Annotated in this window: 20 protein-coding genes; 6 read left to right on the top strand and 14 right to left on the bottom strand. The window is 48.4% G+C overall.

The window, feature by feature from the left end; translation table 11 throughout:
* Nucleotides 1–39 precede the first annotated feature (39 nt).
* The 3 genes from clpP (at nt 40) to NC997_RS17795 (ending at nt 3,114) form a co-directional block, all read left to right on the top strand.
* Nucleotides 40–732 carry an ATP-dependent Clp endopeptidase proteolytic subunit ClpP gene (gene clpP, locus NC997_RS17805; protein WP_190528165.1) on the top strand — a complete coding sequence of 231 codons (693 nt, stop codon included), beginning with the start codon at nt 40–42 and terminating at the stop codon, nt 730–732.
* Nucleotides 733–741: 9 nt separating this feature from the next.
* On the top strand, nt 742–2,082 hold the full coding sequence (clpX, locus tag NC997_RS17800) for an ATP-dependent protease ATP-binding subunit ClpX (protein WP_190414672.1): 1,341 nt from the start codon (nt 742–744) through the stop codon (nt 2,080–2,082).
* Nucleotides 2,083–2,196: 114 nt separating this feature from the next.
* Nucleotides 2,197–3,114, top strand: coding sequence for an alpha/beta hydrolase (locus NC997_RS17795; RefSeq protein WP_190528163.1), 918 nt, complete (start codon nt 2,197–2,199; stop codon nt 3,112–3,114).
* Between the two features lie 73 nt (nt 3,115–3,187).
* Here NC997_RS17795 and NC997_RS17790 read toward each other — a convergent pair whose 3' ends face one another.
* The 3 genes from NC997_RS17790 to NC997_RS17780 all read right to left on the bottom strand — a co-directional run bounded on the left by NC997_RS17790 (nt 3,188) and on the right by NC997_RS17780 (nt 5,680).
* Nucleotides 3,188–3,430: a glutathione binding-like protein gene (locus NC997_RS17790; protein ID WP_339380768.1), complete on the bottom strand. Its 243-nt coding sequence runs from the start codon at nt 3,428–3,430 to the stop codon at nt 3,188–3,190.
* A gap of 326 nt (nt 3,431–3,756) precedes the next feature.
* Nucleotides 3,757–4,371 carry a hypothetical protein gene (locus NC997_RS17785; protein WP_190414670.1) on the bottom strand — a complete coding sequence of 205 codons (615 nt, stop codon included), beginning with the start codon at nt 4,369–4,371 and terminating at the stop codon, nt 3,757–3,759.
* Nucleotides 4,372–4,414: 43 nt separating this feature from the next.
* Nucleotides 4,415–5,680: a glycoside hydrolase family 10 protein gene (locus NC997_RS17780; RefSeq protein ID WP_199306224.1), complete on the bottom strand. Its 1,266-nt coding sequence runs from the start codon at nt 5,678–5,680 to the stop codon at nt 4,415–4,417.
* A 367-nt stretch (nt 5,681–6,047) separates the two neighbouring features.
* Between NC997_RS17780 and NC997_RS17775 the strand changes: the two genes are divergently transcribed.
* The gene (locus NC997_RS17775; protein WP_190528218.1) at nt 6,048–6,545 is read left to right on the top strand and encodes a pentapeptide repeat-containing protein; all 498 of its coding nucleotides are present in this window, start codon (nt 6,048–6,050) and stop codon (nt 6,543–6,545) included.
* Between the two features lie 122 nt (nt 6,546–6,667).
* On the opposite strand, the gene ftsY is transcribed toward NC997_RS17775, so the two are convergent.
* From ftsY to NC997_RS17745, 6 genes are all read right to left on the bottom strand, one after another.
* On the bottom strand, nt 6,668–8,548 hold the full coding sequence (gene ftsY, locus NC997_RS17770; RefSeq protein WP_190528161.1) for a signal recognition particle-docking protein FtsY: 1,881 nt from the start codon (nt 8,546–8,548) through the stop codon (nt 6,668–6,670).
* A 63-nt stretch (nt 8,549–8,611) separates the two neighbouring features.
* Nucleotides 8,612–9,250 carry a transcription antitermination factor NusB gene (nusB, locus tag NC997_RS17765; RefSeq protein ID WP_190434112.1) on the bottom strand — a complete coding sequence of 213 codons (639 nt, stop codon included), beginning with the start codon at nt 9,248–9,250 and terminating at the stop codon, nt 8,612–8,614.
* A 168-nt stretch (nt 9,251–9,418) separates the two neighbouring features.
* Nucleotides 9,419–10,141 (bottom strand): DUF502 domain-containing protein, encoded by a 723-nt coding sequence (locus NC997_RS17760; RefSeq protein ID WP_190414695.1) that lies wholly within the window; start codon nt 10,139–10,141, stop codon nt 9,419–9,421.
* A gap of 305 nt (nt 10,142–10,446) precedes the next feature.
* Nucleotides 10,447–11,346 carry a glycosyltransferase family 2 protein gene (locus NC997_RS17755; RefSeq protein ID WP_190528159.1) on the bottom strand — a complete coding sequence of 300 codons (900 nt, stop codon included), beginning with the start codon at nt 11,344–11,346 and terminating at the stop codon, nt 10,447–10,449.
* Nucleotides 11,347–11,618: 272 nt separating this feature from the next.
* Nucleotides 11,619–12,425: an HpsJ family protein gene (locus NC997_RS17750; protein ID WP_206753364.1), complete on the bottom strand. Its 807-nt coding sequence runs from the start codon at nt 12,423–12,425 to the stop codon at nt 11,619–11,621.
* A gap of 587 nt (nt 12,426–13,012) precedes the next feature.
* Nucleotides 13,013–14,119 (bottom strand): adenylate/guanylate cyclase domain-containing protein, encoded by a 1,107-nt coding sequence (locus tag NC997_RS17745; RefSeq protein ID WP_190528157.1) that lies wholly within the window; start codon nt 14,117–14,119, stop codon nt 13,013–13,015.
* Between the two features lie 227 nt (nt 14,120–14,346).
* On the opposite strand from NC997_RS17745, the gene dnaG reads away from it, so the two are divergent.
* Nucleotides 14,347–16,356 carry a DNA primase gene (dnaG, locus tag NC997_RS17740; protein ID WP_190528154.1) on the top strand — a complete coding sequence of 670 codons (2,010 nt, stop codon included), beginning with the start codon at nt 14,347–14,349 and terminating at the stop codon, nt 16,354–16,356.
* 68 nt (nt 16,357–16,424) lie between these two features.
* Here dnaG and NC997_RS17735 read toward each other — a convergent pair whose 3' ends face one another.
* Nucleotides 16,425–17,666, bottom strand: a complete 1,242-nt coding sequence (locus NC997_RS17735) for an FtsX-like permease family protein (RefSeq protein WP_190528152.1) — start codon at nt 17,664–17,666, stop codon at nt 16,425–16,427.
* Between the two features lie 59 nt (nt 17,667–17,725).
* Here NC997_RS17735 and NC997_RS17730 point away from each other — a divergent pair, with 59 nt between their 5' ends.
* A complete protein-coding gene (locus NC997_RS17730; RefSeq protein ID WP_190528150.1) occupies nt 17,726–18,487 on the top strand; it encodes an ABC transporter ATP-binding protein in 762 nt (253 codons plus the stop codon).
* Nucleotides 18,488–18,504: 17 nt separating this feature from the next.
* Here the strand turns inward: NC997_RS17730 and NC997_RS17725 are convergent, their stop codons facing one another.
* The 4 genes from NC997_RS17725 to NC997_RS17710 form a co-directional block, all read right to left on the bottom strand.
* Nucleotides 18,505–19,476, bottom strand: coding sequence for an NAD-dependent epimerase/dehydratase family protein (locus tag NC997_RS17725; protein WP_190528148.1), 972 nt, complete (start codon nt 19,474–19,476; stop codon nt 18,505–18,507).
* Nucleotides 19,473–20,624: a hypothetical protein gene (locus tag NC997_RS17720; RefSeq protein WP_190528146.1), complete on the bottom strand. Its 1,152-nt coding sequence runs from the start codon at nt 20,622–20,624 to the stop codon at nt 19,473–19,475. Before NC997_RS17720 ends, NC997_RS17725 begins: the two co-directional genes overlap by 4 nt.
* A gap of 82 nt (nt 20,625–20,706) precedes the next feature.
* Complete coding sequence (locus tag NC997_RS17715) at nt 20,707–22,284, bottom strand: B12-binding domain-containing radical SAM protein (protein ID WP_190528144.1); 1,578 nt, start codon at nt 22,282–22,284, stop codon at nt 20,707–20,709.
* A gap of 69 nt (nt 22,285–22,353) precedes the next feature.
* Nucleotides 22,354–23,634: an aminotransferase class I/II-fold pyridoxal phosphate-dependent enzyme gene (locus tag NC997_RS17710; RefSeq protein WP_190414659.1), complete on the bottom strand. Its 1,281-nt coding sequence runs from the start codon at nt 23,632–23,634 to the stop codon at nt 22,354–22,356.
* Nucleotides 23,635–23,796: the final 162 nt, after the last annotated feature.

The raw sequence follows: 23,796 nt of genomic DNA, 5'->3' as shown, positions 1-23,796 counted from the left end.
ACCTGATAGTGCAGCGTTTAAATATAAGTTTCGCTCGTTATGGATTTATCTCTGTCCCGGAATTACGAAATCACAAACCTGAGGAAGAGTAATATTTACTCGCAACTCCCCAGCAACGTCGTCCCTATGGTGGTGGAACAGTCCGGAATGGGGGAACGGGCGTTTGATATCTACTCGCGGCTGTTGCGAGAGCGCATCATTTTCTTGGGGACGCCGGTTGATGATAATGTGGCTGACTCGATTGTGGCTCAGATGCTCTTTTTAGACGCCGAAGATCCAGAAAAAGATATTCAGCTATACATCAACTCCCCCGGTGGCTCAGTGACAGCTGGGATGGCGATCTATGACACGATGCAACAAATACGCCCTGATGTTGCTACCATATGCTATGGTTTAGCAGCCAGTATGGGTGCGTTTTTGCTAGCAGGTGGAGCGCAGGGTAAGCGTATGGCTTTGCCCAGTTCCAGGATTATGATTCACCAGCCCCTGGGAGGCGCTCAGGGACAAGCGGTTGATATAGAAATTCAAGCAAGAGAAATTCTCTATCATAAGCAAAAGCTGAACGAGCTACTAGCTCAAAATACTGGTCAGCCGTTTGATAAAATTTCGGCAGATACCGAACGCGACTTCTTCATGTCATCTGCTGAAGCAAAAGATTACGGTTTGATCGATCAGGTCATCTCCAGACAGAACCTTCCCCACTCGGAAGCAACTGTTACTTCACTCAGGTAAGAGGCAAGTATGTCTAAGTACGACTCCCATCTAAAATGCTCATTTTGCGGCAAGTCTCAAGAACAGGTACGCAAGTTAATTGCAGGGCCGGGAGTCTACATCTGTGATGAATGCGTTGACCTATGTAATGAAATTTTAGATGAGGAGTTGCTGGACTCTGGGGCACCCGCACCCCAACCAGTACCTCGCGCCGAACCTCCCCAGAAGCGTCGAACCCGTTCGGGGAATATTTCTTTAAGTCAAATTCCCAAACCGAGAGAACTGAAAAAGTATCTCGATGAACACGTCATTGGTCAGGATGAAGCCAAAAAAGTGCTTTCTGTAGCGGTGTACAACCATTACAAGCGCTTGAGTTTTATCCAGTCTAAAGGCAGTGGCAAAGGTGGGCAGGAAGATCAAGTAGAGCTGCAAAAATCTAACATTCTTCTGATTGGCCCGACGGGATGCGGGAAAACTCTGCTGGCGCAAACGCTGGCGAGTATTCTGGATGTGCCCTTTGCAGTAGCGGATGCTACCACGCTTACAGAAGCGGGGTATGTGGGGGAAGATGTAGAAAATATCCTACTGCGACTGCTACAGGTGGCAGACCTCGACGTTGAGGAAGCCCAGCGGGGGATTATTTACATAGATGAAATTGATAAGATTGCCCGAAAGAGCGAGAACCCCTCAATTACGCGGGATGTTTCCGGTGAGGGCGTTCAGCAAGCTTTGCTGAAGATGTTGGAAGGGACGATTGCGAATGTGCCGCCGCAGGGTGGACGCAAGCATCCCTACCAGGACTGCATCCAGATTGACACCAGCAACATCATGTTTATTTGTGGTGGTGCTTTTGTTGGGCTGGAAAAAGTAGTAGAGCAGAGAACGGGGAAAAAGTCAATAGGCTTTGTCCAAGGTGGGGAAGGGCAACCGCGAGAAAAGCGGACAGCAGATATTGTGCGGAACCTGGAGCCGGACGACTTGGTGAAGTTTGGGATGATCCCAGAGTTTATCGGTCGGGTGCCTGTGGTGGCGGTCGTCGATCCACTGGATGAAGAGGCGCTGATGGCAATTCTGACAGAGCCTCGGAATGCTTTGGCGAAGCAGTATCAGAAGCTGCTGAAGATGGATAACGTGCAACTGGAGTTTAAGCCGGATGCGCTGCGAGCGATCGCCCAAGAAGCGTATCGGCGGAAAACAGGCGCACGGGCACTGCGCGGCATTGTTGAAGAACTGATGCTGGATGTGATGTATGAGTTGCCGTCCCGCAAGGATGTGACTCGCTGCATGATTACGCGGGAGATGGTCGAGAAGCGATCGACTGCCGAACTCATCGTACATCCCTCCTCGATGCCAAAGCCCGAATCTGCCTAAAGCTTGTATTCGCCCTAGGGACAAAAAAGCTGAAAATAATATAGAAACCCGTTTTCTTTCTCGAAGACGGGTTTTTTACATAATAAGCATCACTCAAAACTCAAAAATTTCAACATGGCTCATATTCAAGTTCGCGGCATCGCCCATTATTACGAGTGGATTAAGACACCCAGCGAGGAAGGTAAAAATAAGCCGGTGATGGTCTTCGTACACGGCTGGGGGGGATCTTCTCGATACTGGGAAAGTCCTGCAAAAGGCCTTTCAGATACGTTTGACTGTTTGCTGTACGATATGCGAGGATTCGGGCGATCGCGTAAACTTTCGCCTGTGGGGAACGGTAGCGCCTTAGCAGAAGAAATTTCGTCTCCACTAGCAGACGAACCTGCGACAGCGGAAGAGTTTACTTACGAAATGGAAGAATACGCAGATGACCTAGCAGGCTTATTAGATGCCTTAGAACTGGAGCGCGTATACATCAATGCTCATTCTATGGGCGCATCTGTCGGCGTCTTTTTTCTAAACAGCTACCCAGAACGAGTATTCAAGGCAATCTTAACCTGTAGCGGCGTTTTTGAATACGACGAAAAATCATTTAAAGCCTTTCATAAATTTGGCGGTTACGTCGTCAAATTCCGTCCCCGTTGGCTGTATCAACTTCCGTTTGTTGACCGAATGTTTATGGCGCGATTCTTACATCGCCCCCTACCTAGTGCTATCAGTCGTGCTTTCTTAGACGATTTTCTCATGGCAGATTACCAAGCTGCTGTAGGCACCATGATTACCTCAGTTAGCGAAAAAGCTTCTGAAGTGATGCCTAATGAGTTCGTCAAGCTTACCATTCCAACACTTTTAGTTGCTGGCGAATACGACATTATCATTCCCGCAGCAATGGGGCGACAAGCAGCAGGATTAAGTGAGAAAGTCGAGTATGTTGAGATTCCCGATACCGCTCACTTCCCCATGCTAGAGGCACCGGAAGCTTACCTGAAGGTAGTGCGAGAGTTTCTGGGAACCCCAGCTTTAAATGAATAGAACACGCATTCTGTCTTTTTGGCGATCGCAGGAGATGATTTTGAACAGTTTACCTTAATTTTCAAACTGCATTCTACTGTGCCATTCGCTCTGCCATGCGAGACTTGAACGCTTCCATTAGCTCTGGTGTAGCCTCAGTCGCTTGCCACGTCTCTCGTGCGATTAGGCGATCGCACCAAGCACTCAGCTTTGGATAGTCACTCAAGGATACGCCCCCTCTCGGCAACCAGGGTATTACACTTCCAGCAACAACCTCGGCTAGAGTTAGGTTTGGACTACCAAAGTAAGAGCGATCGCCAGCATGAGAAAACCTCACAGCTTTATGAGTAGGGCTGGCATTGCCAATCTTACACCCTATACTCAATTGAATTGTTATAAAAGTGTCTCAACACTGACGTTTCAATTCAGGAGAGCCAAAATTATTGCCTGTGCCAGTTGAAAGAGCGCGTGTGTAGGTTGAAAATTCACAGCAGGTTGTACTTCATTACGTCGCAACCTGCTGTAGTTGCTGATAAAAACTACTTTCTTCCTAGTATTAGATTACCAACATTTAGTAGGCACTTTTGAGAAACGAAAGAAAGCAAAAAAAGTTAAGTTAACCGCTTTTAATTATTTAATCTACGGATACAGATTCTAGAAAACTCAGCCAGGTTTAAAGCGCAGCAAGCCAATTAGGGCAACGCCTGTAATGGCAGCGACAACAAGCCATGCCACGGCTAAACCGACTACCTCACTAACGAATAAGCGCGTCGCTTCGCGCAATAGTCCGCCAACAGCCCAACCCATTCCTAGCCCCATCGCCCAGCTGACAGAACTGACCAAGATCCATATCCAAGCTTTTTGCGCCTGCTCAAACAGGACAAGCCCTTGCAGCAGTCCCAGCAAAGCGCCTGCCAGTGCCCCATTTAGGATTCCAAAGATTATCCTGGCTTCAAATAGTAAGGTTTTGGGTGCCACCCAGCCGATGGCTCCGATACCACTGCCGCCAATGAAGCCCCAACTCAGTACGCTAGTGAGTACCCACCAACCCGCGATCGCTTTTGGCATCGCTTTACTCACCTCAACTCGCTGTCTGAGAACTAACCCTTGTGCCAAACCAACCGCAACCCCGCCGATTGCACCCTCTACAACGCCAATATCGGGTCTTTCACCCACCTCGATCCACAACAAACTGACTAAAAATCCCACGAGGGTGACAAATACCCACTGGAACCAGAAAATGTAGTAATTGGTAATTGGCGATTGGTCATTGGTCATTGGTCACATTGCTAATTGCTCATGGTTCATCACCGATTACCCTTTACCGATTACCGGATGGCAAAACCTGGGGTCGTGTAGCGCTGGCAGGAAAAAGTGCCCGGAATGCCTCTCGGCGTCGCTTTGGTGGCTCTGGAGACATATAACCCCACAAGCTTTCCCAGTAGAAGAAGGATACCCCACTAAAACCGCGATCGCGCACCGCCTGAACTTGCTGCTGAATCTGCTTCATGTCAACCGGACGACTCACTAAGCCCGATAAGATCCCGACACCCACTGGAATCTGACGACGCGCCATCTGCACAGAGGGTTGCGACAATTCAGCCAAAAAACTTTTTAGGTCATCTCGATACACTTGCACTACCAACTCCTCCACCAAACCCCGTTGTACCCAAGTCTGCCAATCTTGAAGATAGAATCTGTAGGCAAAAGAGTAGGGGTTAGGAGACAAAGACACCAAGCAGCCAGGTTTGACAGATTTAATAGACTGAAAGAGGCGCTGCATAAAATCAGTAATCTTGTTTGCTCTCCAGCTCATCCACTCAGCATCTTTGGGGTTGGTGGGAGGGCTTTTACCCTGGTGTTCTTGCCGATAAAGCTCGACTGTAAAAGGGTCGTAGCCAAACTCAACCGGCAAACCAAAGTGATCGTCCATCTGAATGCCAGCTACATCATACTCAGTGACGACTTCAACCATCAGATTTAGGATAAACTGCTGCACTTCTGGATGCAGGGGGTTAAGCCATACGACTTTTCTGGCAAACTGGTTGCGGATAAATTGTTCTACTTTTCGAGAAGAAGGCTGAACATTTGGCTTTGCCGGGTCGCGCAAGCCCTGTTCCAGAATCTCCGGCAAGATATTCTTGGTGCCGTCCTGACGAAGTGAGATCCAGTCTGGGTGGCGCTTCGCCAGTTCTGAACTCGCAGGAGCCATAAAACCGTACTCAAACCAAGGAATCACTCGAATTTGCTGTCGATTTCCCTGCTTGATTATCTCAGCGAGGACATCTCGCCCCAGCCCCAGAAGCTCTAACCCTTGGTCTTGAGGGCGACCCGTCTTCCGTCTTGCCACAGTGCTGGGGTAAAAAGTGTGTCCCCGATTCCAGACTACAGGGTAGACGGTATTGAAATGTAGTTGAGATAACTGGTGCATCGCCCGGTTGACTCCCCAGGGCATAAATAGCACGGAACTCGCAACATTGGTCAACCAAACGCCCCGCAATTCAGTGGAAGCTACAGAAGGCGGGGAGTTGGTTCTAAACTGAGGAGAATAAATGGAGAACGCGATCGCTAGCCCCAAACAGAGCAAAGAAATGAACCAAGTATGAATCCCCTTCCTTTTTCGGCGGCGCGACCTCCTTAAACCATTGGGCTTTGAACTTGCATAATTTCTAACCACGAAAAATACCTGCTAGATTGCTTCGGTCAATCCAACATCCAAAATGGCATAAGTTGAGTCCACCTCAGCTGAAATTTTTGTTCAAAAATTTGAAATTGAACCGCAACGCTGCCATTTGCTGAGTAAATCCGAATTTAAAATACCTGATCGGGAACTCTAATATCCAATCACCTAGCATTGAGACAGTCATGGCATGATTAATCTAATTGTCGCGAACTTGACTGTTCTCGAAACATCGTTGTAGTTTTTCAAGCGGCTCGTGAAAAATCAATCTAGTATGAAGCATTTTCTCCGACTAACAGCATTGGTTTTGGCACTCGTGCTTATCTGTTTTGCCCCTTCAGCACTCGCCGCTAGCTCTTCTTCCATTTCCCGTTCAGCTAGTCAAGGGGAACTTACGGGTAAGGATTTCTCCGGTCAAAACTTACAAGCAATTGAGTTTTCCAACGCCAACCTGGAAAATATTAACTTTAGCAATGCCGATTTACGGGGTGTGGTGTTTAATGGTTCAGTGTTGACCAAGGCGAATCTACATGGAGCAGACTTTACCAATGGAATCGCCTATTTAGCTGACTTCACGAATGCAGATTTAAGTGATGCAGTGTTTGAAGACGCGATGATGTTGCGATCGCGCTTTAACGATGCGGACATTACAGGTTCCGATTTTACTAATGCGATTTTAGATGGTGTCCAAGTAAAAAAACTGTGTGCCAGAGCAACAGGTGTTAATTCAAAGACGAAAGTGGTAACTCGCGAATCTTTAGGCTGTCGGTAAAAGGCGGTTTATCTGGATATTCGGGGCTGTCGGTTTTCATGCCCAAAGTTGCTAACAAATCAAAAACCCGTTTTCTTCGAGAAAACGGGTTTTTTAAGCTAAAAAATTAGGTTAGCAGACTATCAGCCACTCAGCAGGGCTTCTACAAATTCGTAGCTAGAAAAGGGACGTAAATCTTCTATCCCTTCCCCCGCACCGATGAAGCGGATGGGCAAGCCAAGCTGTTGCACTACGGCTAGAGCCACGCCTCCCTTCGCAGTTCCATCTAGTTTTGTCAAGACGACGCCGCTGAGTTTTGCGGCTTCTGAAAAGACTTGTGCTTGACGTAAGCCATTTTGACCGAGGGTAGCATCAAGCACCAAGAGGGCTTCTACTTGGGCGTCGGGAGCTTTTTTATCGACAATACGGCGGATTTTGCTCAGTTCGTCCATCAGATTTTTCTTGTTCTGGAGACGCCCTGCGGTGTCGATGAGGAGTAATTCTGTACCCCGTGCCTGGGCTGCCGCGATCGCGTCAAACACAACAGCAGCCGGATCGGTATTCTGCCCTGGGTTGGCAATCACCTCAACGCCACTGCGTTGTCCCCAAATCTTTACCTGTTCTACCGCAGCAGCCCGGAAGGTATCGGCAGCGCCAATTAAGCACTTATAGCCTGATTTTTGAGCTAAATGGGAAATTTTGCCAATCGTGGTTGTTTTACCTGCACCATTCACCCCAGTCATCAGCCAGATATTCAGGGTGTCTTTTGTCGGAACAAAGGTGGGGCTGTAGGATTCCTGAATGGGTTGGTCGAGTAAGTCGCGCAGGATTTGCTTGAGGTAGGCGATCGCTTGTTCTGGCGGTAACACCTCATCTCGCAGCCTCTTTTGGAGCGTATTGATGATAGAGTCTGTCGCCTCAACGCCAGCATCTGCCTGCAACAGCAGCGCCTCAATCTCCATCACCGCGTCTTGATTCAACGGCCCTTGACCGACAATTGCCTTCAGTCGGTTGATCAAGCTGCGACGAGTTTTATCCAAGCCTTGCCGCAGCCGCTTCAGCCAAGTAATTTCTTCAATTGAAACATCCTCCACCCGACGCCCTTGAGCTGCCAGCACTTGCGCTGACCACATGAAGCCCTCATCGAAGGTAAGCCCGGGTATCGATCCAGTCTCTACGGTTGCCGCGGCTGGCTGCACGGGTGCCCTGACAGGTTCTGGTTCTTGCGTCTCTATCGCTGTTGCCTTGAGGCGTTCTAGCCGCGCCTGTCGGTCTTCCCGTGCCCAGAAAGGCACCGGGGTAGTGGCAGTCTCATCTGTCTGGGATTCAGTCGCTGCTGGCTCTGGTGATGCCTCTGAGGGTACAGCTTCTAAATCGACGCCGGTTTCGGCGATCGCTGTCTTGACCTCTGGTTCCTCTGCCTCTAATTCTGGGGGGGCGGCTTCTAAATCAATCCCGGTTTGGGCGATCGCTGTCGCGACTTCTGGCTCCCCAAACTCATCTGTTGTCGGTGCTTCTGCCTCGACTACAGGTTCAGGCGTTTGAGTCGGTTCTGCTTCTGTTTCTTGGGCTGTTTCTACCGGGGATGCTTCTGCCAGTGTCGGAGTTTCAGAAGTTTCCGGTGCCTCAGCTTCAACCGTCGTTGTCGCGGGTGCTTCAACTGATTGAGCCGTTTCAGCCTCCACGTTGACTTCTGCCGTTTCTACTTCTGTCGTTTCTGCAACAGTCTCTAATTTGCTGGGTTCCGCTGCCGAAGTGGCGGGTGACTCAGTTACCGCTGGAGCCGTTTCCACCTGGGATTGTTGCTGTTTTTGCTGAATATTTTTGTAGGCTGCCTTAGCGTAGCTGAGCAGGTCTTCAGCAACCTGCTGTGACTGAGCCTCTGTTGTTGATTCTGACGTTTGGGTTTCGGCTTCCGGTTGTAGAGACGCAATATCTGGCGTCTCTACATCGGTTTTTTCCCGTTCAACTTGGGAATCACTTGTTTTATCGCTAAACTGACGACGGAACCAATTAAAAACCATTGCACCTACAAAACTCAGCAGCAATTCAGGAGCTATTACTGCTACTAACTATAGAGAACTTTTCTACGTCGTGGGCGATTGAGCCTTAAGCTGGTCAGTGACTCGGCGCAGGACGCCTTGAATAAACCGATGCCCTTCTTCATCACTGTACCGTTTAGCTAACTCTATCGCTTCATTGACGGCAACTCTGTCTGGCACGCCAATATACATAATTTCTACCACTGCCACCCGCAAGATATCTCGGTCAATCCGAGGCAGGCGGTTTAACTGCCAATTCACCATTGCTTCGTCGAGCTGTTGATCGATCTCTTCCCGCTTGGCGTTGACTTTGGTAATAATTTCTAAGGCGTAGGCGCGAACTTCCTGCTGGTTTGACAGTTGAATAAATTCTGGCAGTTCTAGCGCAGTTCCCACACGGTTGATGGCTGCCTGAGTTAGCTCAATGGCTTCGTTGATCATCGCCTTTGCACTCTGAACATCCGAGGCGCGGGTTTCGCTACTGAGCAAGCGCTCGCTGGAGCGTTGAACTTCTGCTGCGGCAACTTCTAAAGTCTCTTGAACTTCAGAGCTGAGGGCGCGGATGGCAGCAGTGACTAAGCTGGATATTTGCTGGGTCGCCAGTCGTTCTACAGTCCCACTAAGCTGGCTAAGGCTGAGGAGAGCTAATTCACGGGCAATTCGGCGGGGTTGGCGGTTTTGCATGACAAATTCTAATGGGTAATCGGGAATGGGTAATCGGTAATCGGTCGTTGGTCAAAAGCTCATTCGTCATTGGTCATTAGCCAGTAGTAACGAACCAAGGACTAAGGACTAATAACTACTAACAATTACCGATTACCGATTACCGATTACTCATTCCCTCGTGATTTTTTAATCTTCCTCTGTAGGTAAAACCTGCCATCTTCCTTCAGAAACCAGGGGTTCTAGTTGGCGATCGCTACCAGTCGGAACCGGCACTAAGGGTAAGGGATTGGGACTGACAATTCCTCCCGAAACCACGACCTTGAAGGCATCTTCAATCGACATGGAGAGGTTCAGCACTTCTTCTTCCGGGACAACCGCATACCAGCCAGTGGTTGGGTTGGGCGTGGTTGGAATAAAAACGCTGAGCATGGGACGAGTCATCTGACATTGAATTTCGCTGCTCATCACACCTGTAACAAAAGCGATCGCCCAGACTCCTCGACGAGGATACTCTACCAAAACGACGCGGCGAAACTTGCCGTTTGTATCCCTTAGAATCGTTTCTAGTAACTGTTTGAGCGTTTTATAAACCGATCCGGCTAATGGAATCGCTTGCAACAGTCGCTCCCCAAAATCTAGAAGCCACCGTCCGGCAATATTGCGTGCCATTAAGCCAATCAGCATAATACACAGCAATGGAACTGCCAGTCCCACCAGCAGATTTAGGACATTCACCAGGATGGGATGCAGGCCATCGAAGGGATTTACCTGCTTTGGAATGCGGGTCAAAAAGTTGATCACCCAGCTGGCAATTGTAATTGTCAGCCAGATTGTGGTAGCCAAAGGAATGACAACCAGGAGACCTGCAATCAGGTCATTCTTTAAGTCCTGCTTGAAGCGTTGGATCACAGATTGCCCAATCTCCTTACAACTGGCGGTGCTTTCTTTATATCGGGATACCAATCTCACTCGGTGAGTGTTGGCTGAAAAAGTTCGTCAATCAACCCCAGAAGACACGCCTGCAAAATTGGAACCGGGCATTCTCTAAAAGATTGCTGATCCTTCATGCATGACTTACCTGCCGCAACAGCGTAGGTTTGATTCTGGAATTGTTTCTTTTCTATCTTTATTTGTAAGACTTGTGAAGAATTGTTGCAACTCCCCAGGGATCTAGTATCACACTTTACACTTTAGCATTTACAAGTCCGTTACCTTTATCGAGGAGAGGAACTGACTGTCGTCGCATCCACATTCGTATCGTCTGGAGGAATTGGCTGACTTGGGTCATCCAGCGGGGACTGGGGAAGATGCTTAAGCTCCCAGACCTTGAGTAAGATGAGATATTCATAGAATGCCTGCAAAGTACACCAGGCAAATCCTCCTCGCCCGTCCAGAAAGCCACCCAGAAAGAAATACATATATACGAAGCGCACGAGCGGACGCAAGGGCAGCCTTAAAGACAAATCTTTGAGGGCGCGGCGTTTTTCTACTTCCGAACGACCCAAGAATAATTCTCGCCAGTTGACACTTCCTTTGTCTAACTGACGCAGGGTTTCAACGGCTTCGTCTGTAGAATAGCGGTTGTGCTTGTCGATCCAGCGACTCAATCCCTTACTACAGGTGTAGTGGGGATAGGTTTCTTTCAAGAAGCTGGTAGCTCCTTCGCAAACTTCCCGTTCGGTATGACCGTAGTCGCTAAACCAGACTTTGCCCGGTTTTAACAGACGCATCTGGTAGCGGGGATACTGGGTGCTGCGGCGAATCCAACTGCCCATGAACATGACGCGCTCTGCTGCATAGTAGCCGACATATTCAGTCGTTTTAATTGCTTCCAGGCATTCCTGAAACAGCTCTTTTGTCATCCGCTCATCAGCTTCGAGGATATAAATCCATTCGTGTTTGGCGGGGACTTCTTGAAGCATCCAGGTTCTTTGTCGTCCGTGACTTTCAAACCGATGCTTCACAATGCGCACATCGTAGCGACTGGCGATTTCGAGGGTGCGATCGCTACTGTACGAATCCACCACAATCACATCATCCGATAACATTGCCGACTCAATACAAGCGGCAATATCAATTTCTTCGTTATAGGTCAGGATGTAAATTGAAAACATGCGATGCCGTTCGTGAGAGGAAATAACCAATCCCTGCTTTGAGATGCACTTCAGAAAGGGAAATCCCAATCGCGTTGGGTTCCTTGGGGCGTTGTGACTTCAAAGAGTAGAAGTCTGTTCGGGGATGCTTTCTTTGCCGGATGAAGGATGAGAAATTGCAGCCTTCATCCTAGCCTACTCAACAGGCAGCAGCTTCGCCACCACTTCGCCGAGGGGAAAGCCTACAGCTTTTTCGGCAACTGAACCCCTAACCCCTCACAACTCGCGATTTCTTACCGCGCCTGAGCTTTCCGACGGCTTCCTCCCGAACCTGTCAACCCCAGTGCCGCAATGCTAAGGTAGCCAATCGCTAAGAGTAAACTGCTCAGACCATTCCGGATACTCGTCTTCAATAACTCGCCTTGAGCTTGTTTTTGGGCTTCTAGTTTGCCGCCTCGAACTTGGGTTTTAGCTGCATCGACTTGGGCGTTCAAAGCTTTTGGGTCTTGCTTTAACTTTTGTAGTTGATCTTTGAGTGCTTGCAATCTCGCCTGTTGCTCTCCTTGAACTTGACCGCTCTTGAGCGCCTGATCTAGTTCCGCAAGCTTCTTACTATCTTCAAGCAAGGCGGTAACTTGGGCTGACTGGCTGGCGATTTGAGTTTCAACTTGAGTGGCTCTTTGGTTAATTCGGGCGACCGCTTCCTGATTCAGCAGACGCAGGCTATTGATGTTCAGTAAGGGAACTGGCAGCAGGAAGCTCAAACCTAAAATAACAGAGAGTATCAACGCTCCGATTCTTACTATATCTTCCCACCCTTTTCGAGCTACTCCAGAGTTATTGTCAATCCAATATCCAGCGAACAGCAGCGCCAGACCTACCATTGGAATCACCCCTCTGTCAATTAGCTGCCCTGTCACGCCCTGTTGCCACTGTAGGAAGTTCAGCCGCCACTGTGGATCGTCCACGCCACTAGGTCTATTTGGCGGAATTAGAAAAACCGCATAGTCAACCAGTGAGGACACAATTAGGATCACTCCGACCAACTTGAGGATTTTGGAGGCAACGGAGGAAGGTTGACGGCTATTAGCTGCTTTCATGGTTTTCGTCGTGAGTTATGAATTTTTTACTTCAAACTTAACTGAATAACATACTGAGTGACCTATCTGCCCACCGGATAATTACGCATTTATCAAGGTTTAGAAGACTCAGTAAAGGAAGGGAAGTTTTCTTAGATTCACCCGTTGGCTTCAGGGAAGTTAACCCAGAGGACTTCTACTCAGTTGTGGGTACGCCGTGATTATCTTCAGTTTAAAGCTGCTGATTTTCCAGAGACTTTCTTAGCAAGTTCCACATCTTACATCAACTGGGTCTATCAGTGTTAAATAATCACAATTTGCAACTAAAAGTATAAAAATTTGTAAGCATCGCAATCTTTATGTTCATCGTCCAAAAAATTCGCGTCCAGAGCGTGAGGAACTGTTAAAAATCAGTTGTTTTGCTTTTGCTCTAATAAATCTTAGCCGTTTTTTTAAAAGATGGCTATCGAAGAATGCAAGGCTAAAAAAAATAATAATATTTCCGGAAAGCGAGTTAACAGAAAAATAAAATTAATAAGAAAAATACATTGACATCGTCAATGTAAAAATTGCTCCCGCTACTCCTTTGAGTTCGGAGAGAGAAAAGTTCAGACATCACTTGCTTTGGTGCAAATTGCCTTCATTAACTCAATCCGATAAACCAGAATCGGTGCATCCAATCCTTTAAGACTCATCGCGTTACCCAGCCGGGGGCAATCCTTGACAGCACTGGCAGCGTCTGCGTCCATGAGTACAGTTTTGGTACAAGCAATGTCGTTTCCTTGGCTTGTCGCCTGCACCCGTGCTGCTGTATTCACCGTCGTGCCGAAGTAGTCAAGCCGCTCGTTTAGGGTGACACTAATACAAGGGCCGACATCAATGCCAATTTTGAGGATGAGCCGATCTTCTGCTGTTAGTTGCAACTGTTGATTCAAAGCTTCCATCTGCTGGTGCATGGCGATCGCGCTTCTCGTTGCATCAGCAGGCGCAGTGAATGCTGCCATCACCGCATCCCCAATGGTCTTGACAACCACACCATTGTGGGAATCTACTACCTGAAACAGCAGATCGAAGTGTCGGCGTACCAGATGATAAGCCCGTGAATCTCCTCGCCTTGCGTAGAGTGCCGTCGAACCAGCCAGATCCGAAAATAAAATTGCTACCCGCCGAATCGTCAAACTCTCATTAGGCGGAATCGTCTCGCGGGGAAAAAAGTCGCGGAAAGTTTGCAGCGTCAGCATCTGGTGTCCGGAAACTACCCCATATTGAGCATCGACTTTAGCGCGGAAATTCGGATCGTCTGCTTCCCTTCCCAAGCGGCGCAATCGTTCATCAATACTAAACGTAATCCGCACCTGCTCATCAGCATCAGTGGCGTGGACAGTGTGACACTGTGGGCAGGTATGGTTTGTCCGCAGATCGTACAGACTTTTCGGCTTGAAGTCGATGCCCCGACACATGGGACATTGAATGTCCCAGTTGAGAGATAGGATGCCTTCTTTCAGAGCAGTGACTAAAACTCGCAGCGCCTCCCGTTCGCTTAAGTGCAATCGTTCGGCAATTCGGCGGGGGTTAGCATGGTAGAGTTCTCGGCTGTCGCTTTCCTGCAAAAATGCCGTCAGATGCTGCCGTACTGCTGGTTTAACCCCATAAGCTTCCAATGTAGCGGCAGCTTTGGCGATCGCGCTTTGGCGTCTAGGAAAAAAGTTAAGCACTGCCCGGTTTATCCTCTATATCGCTAGGTTGATTGAGAATTTTGGTAGCGTGCGACCCTGAGTGTAATCCCAATACAATGATGATTAGCGATTCAGTTTTAGCAAGATGAATGGGTGCCAAGAGTTATCTTAGTACCAGCTTAGAACATTACTAGGAAGACCCCTTTGTCTTTGTTTAGAAAAAAACACCAATCACAATTGGTTCTCTCAATACAAAAAACTAAGCTGTGCAAATTCCCCGGCTGCATCCAGACACGATTGAGGAAGTAAAGCAACGGGCTGACATTGTAGATGTCATCTCGGAATACGTCCTATTGCGGAAACAGGGCAAAGATTTTGTGGGTTTGTGCCCTTTTCATGAGGAAAAAAGCCCTAGTTTTAGCGTCAGTTCCAGCAAGCAGATGTATTACTGCTTTGGCTGTCAAGCTGGGGGAAATGTAATTACCTTCCTGAAGGAACATTCTAAGCGTTCTCTGGGCGAAGTCGTGCTGGATTTGGCGCGGCGCTACCAAGTGCCGGTGCAGATGCTGGAACCAGAACAGCGACAGGAATTGCAGCGCCAAATTACGCTGCGAGAGCAGCTGCATGAGATTTTGGCAGTGACTGCAAGCTTTTATCAGCACGCCCTCCGGCAAGCTCAAGGAGAGGTGGCTTTAGAGTATTTACGCTCGAAGCGGCAACTCTCGGAAGAAACCATCCAACAATTTCATCTAGGCTATGCACCAGCGGGTTGGGAAACCCTCTATCGCTACTTGGTGGAACAGAAACACCACCCGGTGCAGTTGGTAGAACAAGCGGGGTTGATTGTTCCTCGGAAGACGGGCGGCGGTTATGTAGATCGATTCCGCGATCGCTTGATGATTCCGATCCACGACAGCCAAGGGCGCGTCATTGCCTTTGGTGGCAGAACCTTGGGGGATGAGCAACCCAAGTATCTCAACTCCCCCGAAACTGAGTTATTTCATAAAGGCAAAACTTTATTTGCGTTGGATAAAGCTCGCGACGCGATTGGCAAGCAGGATCAAGCCGTCGTGGTAGAGGGATATTTTGATGCGATCGCTCTCCATGCAGCAGGCATTTCTAACGTCGTCGCTTCTCTTGGCACCGCCCTCAGCATAGAACAGGTGCGCTTGTTGCTGCGGTACACCGAATCCAAGCAGATTATCTTTAACTTCGACGCCGACGCCGCGGGGACAAAAGCAACTCAACGAGCGATTGGAGAAATTGCCAATCTCGCTTACCAAGGACAAGTTAATCTCCGAATTCTCAACCTTCCAGATGGGAAAGATGCTGATGAATTTATCCGCAAAGGCGGCACTCAAACCTATCGGGAACTGCTGCTCAATGCCCCGCTGTGGCTTGATTGGCAGATTCAGCAAATCTTAGTCGGAAAAAGCCTCAAACAAGCAGATCAATTTCAGCAAGTTACGGGAGAGTTGGTGAAGTTACTCAACAACCTCACCAACGACGATCAAATTACTTATTACATCAATCACTGTGCGGAAATCCTGAGTCAGGGGGATTCTCGGCGGGTAGGGTTGCTATCAGATAATCTTCTCAATAAAGTTGTTCGTCACTGGGAAGAACTCCTCAATCAAGATAATTCCCTACAGGTGCCGCTGCTAATTAACAATCTTCTCAAGCAAACCAAGCCTAATCAGAATAAACGTTTCCAGCCGCGCCGTACTGGTAGCAATAATAAACTCCAACAGTCATCTGTACCGGGTTCTTCGGAACGCAGTCTTTTAGAACGATCAGAAGCTTTACTCCTGCGCTTTTACGTCCATTGCCCCGAATATCGGCAGGCAGTTATTGATGTGTTAGAAGAACGAGATTTGTTCTTTAGCCTTCCCCACTACCGATTTTTATGGCTAAAAATTTTAGATATACAAAGGCATTCTGAGGCATCTAGAATAGAAGCGCCAGAACTGATATCTTCCCTACAAAACTTGTTGATTGAATTTCCTGACGATTTGGCTCAGGTATCTCCACTGTTTCATCTCGACGAGAATACACAGCAAGATATTCTTTCTCCTGAATTGATTAAATCAGCTGCCGCTTGTATGGAACGGGTAATGTGTGAAAACATCGCCCGCCGCTTTTTGGATTTATGGAAAAACCCCGACACCTCTATCGACCCTAAAAAAAGAGAATATTACTGCCAAGAATTTTATAAGGCTAAACAGCGGATCAAAGAGTTAGATGGGCAACTGCAATTTTCGTATTTTTATCGTTAATTAAGCTTGCGAAGCAAGGACGGCAACAGACGGCGTAGCTGGTATTGTCAGGTTAACGGTTCTAGGAATTACGCCTTGAAGACGATCGCGGGATCGACGCGAGTGACTTTTTGAATGGCAAAGATGGCAGAACCGACGCACATGACAACCGTGATTCCCAAGGCAGCGATCGCAGTTGCCGGAGTGATTAAAATGATGATTCCCTGACTGGAAAATGTCCAGGCTACCACTCCTAAGCAAAGAACCATGCTGGGAATATAACCTAGAATTGCCATCCACAACGCCTGCTCGATAATTGCACAGTAGATAACCCAATCGGACGCGCCCATCGCTTTGAGAGTACCAAATTCTTTGATGTGATCGGATACTGACGAGTAGAGGATCTGACCGACAACGATCGCCCCGACAATTATCCCCACCGCTGCACCAAGACCCAGAAGGAACCCAATTCCAGTTCGCTTTTGCCAGTAAGTCTGAGTCATTTCAATCATTTCGGCGTGAGTGTACGCACGGGTATCGGGTAAGGTGGCTTCTAGTCTTTGTTTAAGTACCTCTAAATCCTGACCCGGCTTGGCTTGAATCAAGACATAAGTGATGGGATCTGATGCCGCTAACGGTTTGGGTACAGAAGTAGCAGTGGGATCGAGCTTCTCATAAGTGTTAGTACACTGGATTCCCCTCGATCCCGATTGCAATCGGCAAGACAAACTAGAAGTCTGACCAGAATTTAAGTAAGCATTGGCACTCTCCAAGGAAGTAAACATATAAGCATTTGATGCAATTGAGCGATTTCTTTGGGTAAAACCCACTAACCGGGCTGGTAAAGTACCTACTTCAGCGACATCACCTATCTTTCGTACCTTTAGGGAGTCCAAGTTAGTTACATCCACCATTACGGTGTAAGGTTCTTTTAGGGCACTCACACTTCCTTGGGTAATATTTGTTGGTACAAACAATTGTCCGTTTGGGTTAAATCCGATGACTCTGACTGGAGCAATCTCACCTGAGGGATGACGCCATACGGAACCCCTGGCAATGAGTGCTTCGGCTCGCTCTACGCCCGCCACCTCTTGAGCCAGAACGACGTGCGCCTGGGGGATTGGCAACGTCAAGTCAAGGTACACCATACTCTTGGATGCCACCCAAATATCGGCTTGGGAATTGTCAATTAATTTAGCAGCGGAGCGACTAAAGCCATTGAAGATACCCGTTTGAATTGTTACCAGGCTAACGGCAAACATAATCCCTGCCTGAGCCACAAGTAAACGAGGAATGTCTTCGAGCAAGTGCTTCCGAGCTAGTGAAACCATAAGAAAAGATTTACGATTACTTGCAAGTTTGACCAAAAGTTAGGCTAAAGACTTAACGGATGAGTGCTTCTCAAATTAACTCTACTGTGTTTAAAAAGAGCCGAAGCCAGGATGATTCTACCGCAAGAGAATTTAACAATCGTCAAATGGGAGCGATTGTTGCCAAAGGAATAGAGATGGCATTCCCCTCAGGGCGACAGTCTTATCAAGTTCTTAAAGGGATTGACTTAGAAATCTGTAGGGGCGATATCCAACTCTTGATGGGGCCGTCTGGATCGGGAAAAACCACCCTGCTGTCAATCTTAGCTGGGCTGCTGACACCCTCTGCTGGAAAGGTGTACTTACTCGGAGACGAGATTACAGGAATGTCTAGGGCAAAGCTAGCACGGTTCCGACTACACAATATCGGCTTTATTTTTCAGGGTTTCAACCTGTTCGGGGCACTAACAGCATCTGAAAATATTGAAATCGTGCTGAATGTTAAAGGCATTTGGGATAGGGTCGCCCGACAGCAAGCAAAAGTTTTATTGGAACAGGTGGGATTAGGGGATAAAGCGAACCAGAAGCCGGGTGATTTGTCTGGAGGACAAAAACAGCGGGTAGCGATCGCGCGGGCTTTAGCAGGCAATCCCCAATTGATTATGGCAGATGAGCCAACCGCTGCCTTAGACTCCCATAGTGGGCATACCGTAATTGAGTTACTGCGTCAGTTGGCGAAGGAAGGCGGCTGCACGGTACTGATGGTGACGCACGATCCTCGGATTGTCGATGTTGCCGACCGAGTCGCTTATCTGGAAGATGGGGTTCTCAAGAAAGAATAGTGTAAATCGGGCAACATTCACGATGCAGCTTGCATGGTTCGGACAATCTCACTCAAGGTTTGTGATACTGAGCGGGGATGCCAACCGAGTTCCTGACAAGCTTTGGTGGCATCTACCCGGACGCAGCGGTCGTAAATGTAGTGAACGCGCTCCCGACTGAGGGGTGGCTGCCATTTGAAAAGGCGTCCGACTGGATCGAGTAAATTTCCCAAAAATCTCACGACCGGCTTAGGAGCTTCGGCGGGGACAGGAATATTGGTTTCCTGACTGAAAATCTCGAACATTTCGCGGGTAGTCAGCTCACCAGCAGAAATAATGTAGTGTTCTCCAGGTTTGCTTTTTGCTGCTGCTAGAATCATCGCCGCAGCTAAGTCGTCCACATGGACAATGCCGGTAATGCGATCGCCTCCTGCCCACACCTTTAGCCGTCCTTTGAGAAATTGTTGCATCACGGGGCCAAAATGGGGATCGTCCGCCCCAAAAATCCCAGAAGGCAGAAGACTCACAACCGGAAGCCCTTGCGTCGCAAATCGATCCACCCATTCTTGCGCTTGGTATTTGGTGCGATCGTAGGCAGAGGAAAAGTTAGTCTGTGTCCGCTTAAAAGTTTCATTTACAAGTTTGCCCCCCGTATCGCCAAACACGCCAATGGTGCTGCAATAGACGACTTTGGAGACCCCAGCAGCTTGGGCAATTTCTAAAACCGAACGGGTGCCTTCCACATTTACCCGCTCCATTTCTGCCTCATCGACGATGCCCAGTTCTACATAGGCAGCCGTGTGAAAAACTGTATCTACCCCAGCCATTGCCCTTCGTAGGGCATCCCGATCGGTGATATCTCCGTAAACCAACTGCACGTTGCAATTAGAAAGACGCGCTAGATTGCTCGATTTTCGGACTAGCCCCACCACCAAGTCGCCCTGCTGCTCTAAAGCCCGCACTAAGTGAGAACCTGTAAATCCGCTGGCTCCCGTAACTAGCACCTTCATAATGCTTTTTCGTAAATGCGATAAGTTTTATAAATCTTGCCTCCCGCTGCTTCAATTAGCTTGCGCGAGGGAAAATTATCTTCATAAACCCAGGAAAGTTCCGCTTGCTTATAGGGTTTACCTTTTTGAATTCCCCCTTGCATTCCCAAATAAATCAAGGCGAGAGGCACCATTTTTCGGCGATATTCCGGCAGCGAACAAATGGCAATTACTCGTCCTCGATCAATTTGACGGCGATACCAAAGGAACTTAAGAATTCCCAGCCAATTTAACTTTCCATTGACGTGTTTTAGAGGAATATTGTAGTCGGGTAATCCCATCCAAAACCCAATCATTTCCCCGTTATATTCGGCAATTGGAAAGACATCCGGATCTACTAAAGTCTGTAGTTCTTTCGCTTCTTCTAAAAATTCTTCCTGGCTGCGCGGGGTTGAACTCCAGTTATTAGCGAAAGCGCGGTTAAAAAGATGATAAAGGCTGATGCAATCTTGCTCAAATCCTTCTCCTTTTGTTCTTAACGGACGAAAGGTAACACCTGATTTACAAGCAATCCGATAAGCTTTCTCAAATTCTGCTGATAAGGGTTTATCTAAAGAAAAATTATAGGCGTAAGCATCCTTAGCTTTATGCCAGCCATCTTTCTCTATAAATTCTGGATAGTAGGACGGATTATAGGGCATCATCACCATTGGTGGCGAGTCAAATCCGTCTACTAAAAATAAACAATTATTGTGAGTTGAGAGGTCGATGGGACCCCGAACAACCGTCATGCCTTGCTCCCGCAACCAGTTGCAGGCAGTCTCAAATAAGGATTGCGCGATCGCAAAATCTTGGACACACTCAAAAAAACCGAATAACCCAACATTTTTCCCTTCTCGTTCAATCAACCGATGATTGACTGCGGCAACAATACGTCCTACCGCCTGAGAACTATTTGCTCCCTCAGAGATAGCAATAAACTGTTGTAGTTTCCCGTACTGAAGGAACGGATTACTAGGAGTGAACTGCTTAGCAATACTGCTGCGAATTGGCGCTACCCAGTGAGGGTCATTCGCATAAACCCGCTCCGGAACATCCAGAAACATTTTGGTTTCTTCCGGAGTTGTTACCGCTTGAATTTTAACCTTTGTTGTTTGCTCTCCCACCATTTTTATAGTTGTAAAAGTGTCTAATGAAACAACTTTTATTTAGCTTTCCGAATTCCTTGATAAAGTCAATTCATTAAATAACTTAGCTTGCCAGAACCTTTTCTTGAGGAGTTTCTGTTCCTTTGTTCGCTAGATATTCGGTAAGCTGAGCTTCGATTTCGTCGCGCACAATTTGACGGTACTCGATGAAATGCTCAATATGGGCGCAATTAATTAAATAAGACTCAAATACACCCGGATTGTGCTGGATGATAGAGAACATCTGACGCCAAAACTGGAAGCGTGTATTGCGCTTCAGCCCCTGTCGCCAACAAATAATAAATAATGCCTTGATATCTGTGAATCCCGGCATTCGGAACTTCTTCTTGTGAGGAGTCGGCTTCATTTCTAGGAAGTGTCGATGGACTCGTGCCAGATAGCGAGCTGGTTCATACAGTTCCCAGAAGCAACTGACGTATTCACGAGCCAATTCTTCTAAAGGACGACTGGGGATAAAATTGGTAAGCGTTGTCTGGTGGATATTCGCCTCTTCACTCCCCTCCAGCAAACGACCCTCTTTTTGAAGTCGATGCCACAGCGCTGTATTGGGCAAAGCCTGAAGCATACTGAACAGTGCTTGAGGAATTGCTGTCGCTTCCACAAAATCAATAATCCGACGACCTGCTCCAGCCTTTTCACCATCAAAACCAATGATGAAACCAGCCATCACGCGCAAACCCGCCCGATTGATTTTCTGAACCGATTCCATCAGGGAATTGCGCGTATTTTGGAATTTTTGAGTCAGAGCCAGACTCTCTGTGTCTGGTGTTTCGATGCCCAAAAACACTGCACTGAAGTTGGCAGCGACCATCAAATCCAGCAATTCCTCATCCTGTGCTAAGTCCACCGAGGCTTCCGTCGAAAGGCGGAAGGGGTAGCCGCGAGCCGCCATCCAGGGACCGAGTTCGCGCAGCAAGAGCTTAACGTTGCGCTTGTTGCCGATGAAGTTGTCATCAACGACAAAAATGGAGCGCCGCCAGCCCAAATCATACAGAGCTTGTAACTCAGCGAGCAGTTGCGCGGGGGTTTTCGTGCGTGGCTTGCGCCCATACAGGACAATGATGTCGCAGAACTCGCACTGAAAGGGGCAACCCCGCGAAAACTGCACCGACATATCGTTGTAGGCTGTTAGCTCCAGCAGGTCGAATCTGGGAATGGGTGTGTTCGTGACATCCGGCTTTTCGCCATTGGAACGGAATACCCCCTCGGTTTCACCCCGTTCTAAAGCCTCGACTAAGAGCGGCAGGGTAATCTCGCCTTCGTCTAAAACCAGAAAGTCTACTCCGGCTTCCTGTGCCGCATTTGGAACTGAGGTAACGTAGGGACCACCGACCGCTACCAATTTGCCGCGCTGCTTCGCTTCGCGGATCAGGTGTAGCATATCGGGTTTCTGGACAATCATCCCGGAGATGATGACGAGGTCTGCCCAAGCCCAGTCTGCTTCAGTCTCACATCGAACATTGCGGTCTATTAAGCGGAACTCCCAAGTTTGGGGCAGAATCGCTGCGACTGTAATCATTCCCAGCGGAGGAAGCGATACCTTCCGTCCGATTAGTTCTAGCGCTTTGTCAAAAGACCAGAACGATTTGGGAAATTGTGGATAGAGGAGCAGTACACGCATCACGCACTCCAAAAAAGGGGTTAAGCAAACGGCTAGTCATAGGGCAATCTCAGGTTAAGCCTGGTATTGCTATGCACTAATCGTTGGTTTATACAATAAGTCCCGAACGGCTACCATTCCTGCCACCAAACGATCCATTTCCTCGTGAGTGTGGAGAGCGTTGACGGTAATGCGGAGGCGGGGTTTGGCAATAAACCAAATCGGAGAGACCCAAAGACCGCGCTCTTGCAAAAGTTGTCTGCCAAAGACCTTGGGATTAATCTCTGACGGTAAAATGACTGGGACAACGTTGGTCTCGCCAATTGCGGCAAAATCATTTTCAGCTAAGCGCGATCGCAAGTATCGGGTATTTTCCTGTAGCTTTTGGACTCGTTCTGGCTGTTGACGAACGATACGGATGCTTTCTAAGGCAGCCGCCGTGGTTGGTGGCGGTAAAGAAATAGTTCCAATTGAGGTAGGAGAAACATTCAGCAGGGGTTTTAACTCTGCGACGTGGCTGCTAATGGCGGCTCCGGCTGAGGCGGCAAACTTAGAGAAAGTCGTCATAATCAGCGGCACGACGCCCCGCTCAATCGCATAACTGGGCAAAATGCCAAAATGCTCGTAGATCCCTCTTCCCGTGGCTCCAATGGCACCGCTGGCATGAGCTTCATCCATTACCAGCACGCTGCCCTCGTATTTTTGCAGGACACCGATCATGTCGAGCAGCGGCGCGATATCCCCATCCATTGAGAATACGGCATCGGATACAACCAGAATGCGATCGCCAGGTCGGGCATATCGATGCAGTTTCCGCGCTAAATCCTCCACATTACAATGGCGGTAAGCTTTTACACGGGTGCGGGGGCTATTGCCAAACACTTTTCCGGAACGAGTCCCCGCATTGACGACGGCTGAGACAATGCAGCCATGATTGAGGACATCGGTGAGAATTAAAGTTTCGCGAGTGTTCTGGAATCCCGGCACGGGAATTGCCAGGTGGCAGAAGGCATCCATTAAGGCTTGCATCGCCATCCAAGCGTTCAGAAATAGCTGGGTGTGGGGTAGATGCTTAAAGGCTGAAATCTCGTCCTCTAGCTGTCGATGCAGATCGATTCGACCGCTCAAGACGGAGCAGGAGCTGTTTGAGGTTCCGTATTTCAGGATGGCATCAATGGCACCTTGCTTAACGGCTTCTTCGTGAACTAACCCTAAAACATCATTGGTGCAGAAGCTGAGAACGGTTTGACGCTCACCCGTCGCCGCGTCTTCAATCTCGACGGTATTCCCCTGCTTCTGATGACAGATATATTCATCGGGGTCAAGTCCGCTCTCGTACCAATGCTGGACATATTCTTTGACAATTTGCACAAGTTGACTCCTCTCAGCTTTTACCAGATAAGCGATCGCCTCTGGCTCAACAGTATATTTGCCAGACTCGGTTTCTGCTATCCAGGTCTGACGAAACGCCCGAAGGAAGAAGACCTCATCGTGTTTATGAATACATGGCTCCAGCTCCCAAGGGAGCCGCAA

The organism is Trichocoleus sp. DQ-A2 (genome assembly GCF_039961915.1).
Taxonomy (GTDB): Bacteria; Cyanobacteriota; Cyanobacteriia; order Cyanobacteriales; family FACHB-T130; genus FACHB-T130.
Note: the sequence above shows the minus strand (reverse complement) of the source record. Positions and strands in the feature narration are given on the sequence as shown.

Excerpts from the sequence above, each read along its gene's own strand:
- NC997_RS17795 (WP_190528163.1), top strand. The coding sequence starts at position 2,197 with ATGGCTCATATTCAAGTTCGCGGCATCGCCCATTATTACGAGTGGATT.
- NC997_RS17755 (WP_190528159.1), bottom strand. The coding sequence starts at position 11,346 with ATGTTTTCAATTTACATCCTGACCTATAACGAAGAAATTGATATTGCC.
- NC997_RS17720 (WP_190528146.1), bottom strand. The coding sequence starts at position 20,624 with ATGGTGGGAGAGCAAACAACAAAGGTTAAAATTCAAGCGGTAACAACT.
- nusB (WP_190434112.1), bottom strand. The coding sequence starts at position 9,250 with ATGCAAAACCGCCAACCCCGCCGAATTGCCCGTGAATTAGCTCTCCTC.
- NC997_RS17735 (WP_190528152.1), bottom strand. The coding sequence starts at position 17,666 with ATGGTTTCACTAGCTCGGAAGCACTTGCTCGAAGACATTCCTCGTTTA.
- NC997_RS17785 (WP_190414670.1), bottom strand. The coding sequence starts at position 4,371 with ATGACCAATGACCAATCGCCAATTACCAATTACTACATTTTCTGGTTC.
- NC997_RS17750 (WP_206753364.1), bottom strand. The coding sequence starts at position 12,425 with ATGAAAGCAGCTAATAGCCGTCAACCTTCCTCCGTTGCCTCCAAAATC.
- NC997_RS17725 (WP_190528148.1), bottom strand. The coding sequence starts at position 19,476 with ATGAAGGTGCTAGTTACGGGAGCCAGCGGATTTACAGGTTCTCACTTA.
- ftsY (WP_190528161.1), bottom strand. The coding sequence starts at position 8,548 with ATGGTTTTTAATTGGTTCCGTCGTCAGTTTAGCGATAAAACAAGTGAT.
- NC997_RS17775 (WP_190528218.1), top strand. The coding sequence starts at position 6,048 with ATGAAGCATTTTCTCCGACTAACAGCATTGGTTTTGGCACTCGTGCTT.
- clpP (WP_190528165.1), top strand. The coding sequence starts at position 40 with ATGGATTTATCTCTGTCCCGGAATTACGAAATCACAAACCTGAGGAAG.
- NC997_RS17730 (WP_190528150.1), top strand. The coding sequence starts at position 17,726 with ATGAGTGCTTCTCAAATTAACTCTACTGTGTTTAAAAAGAGCCGAAGC.
- NC997_RS17715 (WP_190528144.1), bottom strand. The coding sequence starts at position 22,284 with ATGCGTGTACTGCTCCTCTATCCACAATTTCCCAAATCGTTCTGGTCT.
- clpX (WP_190414672.1), top strand. The coding sequence starts at position 742 with ATGTCTAAGTACGACTCCCATCTAAAATGCTCATTTTGCGGCAAGTCT.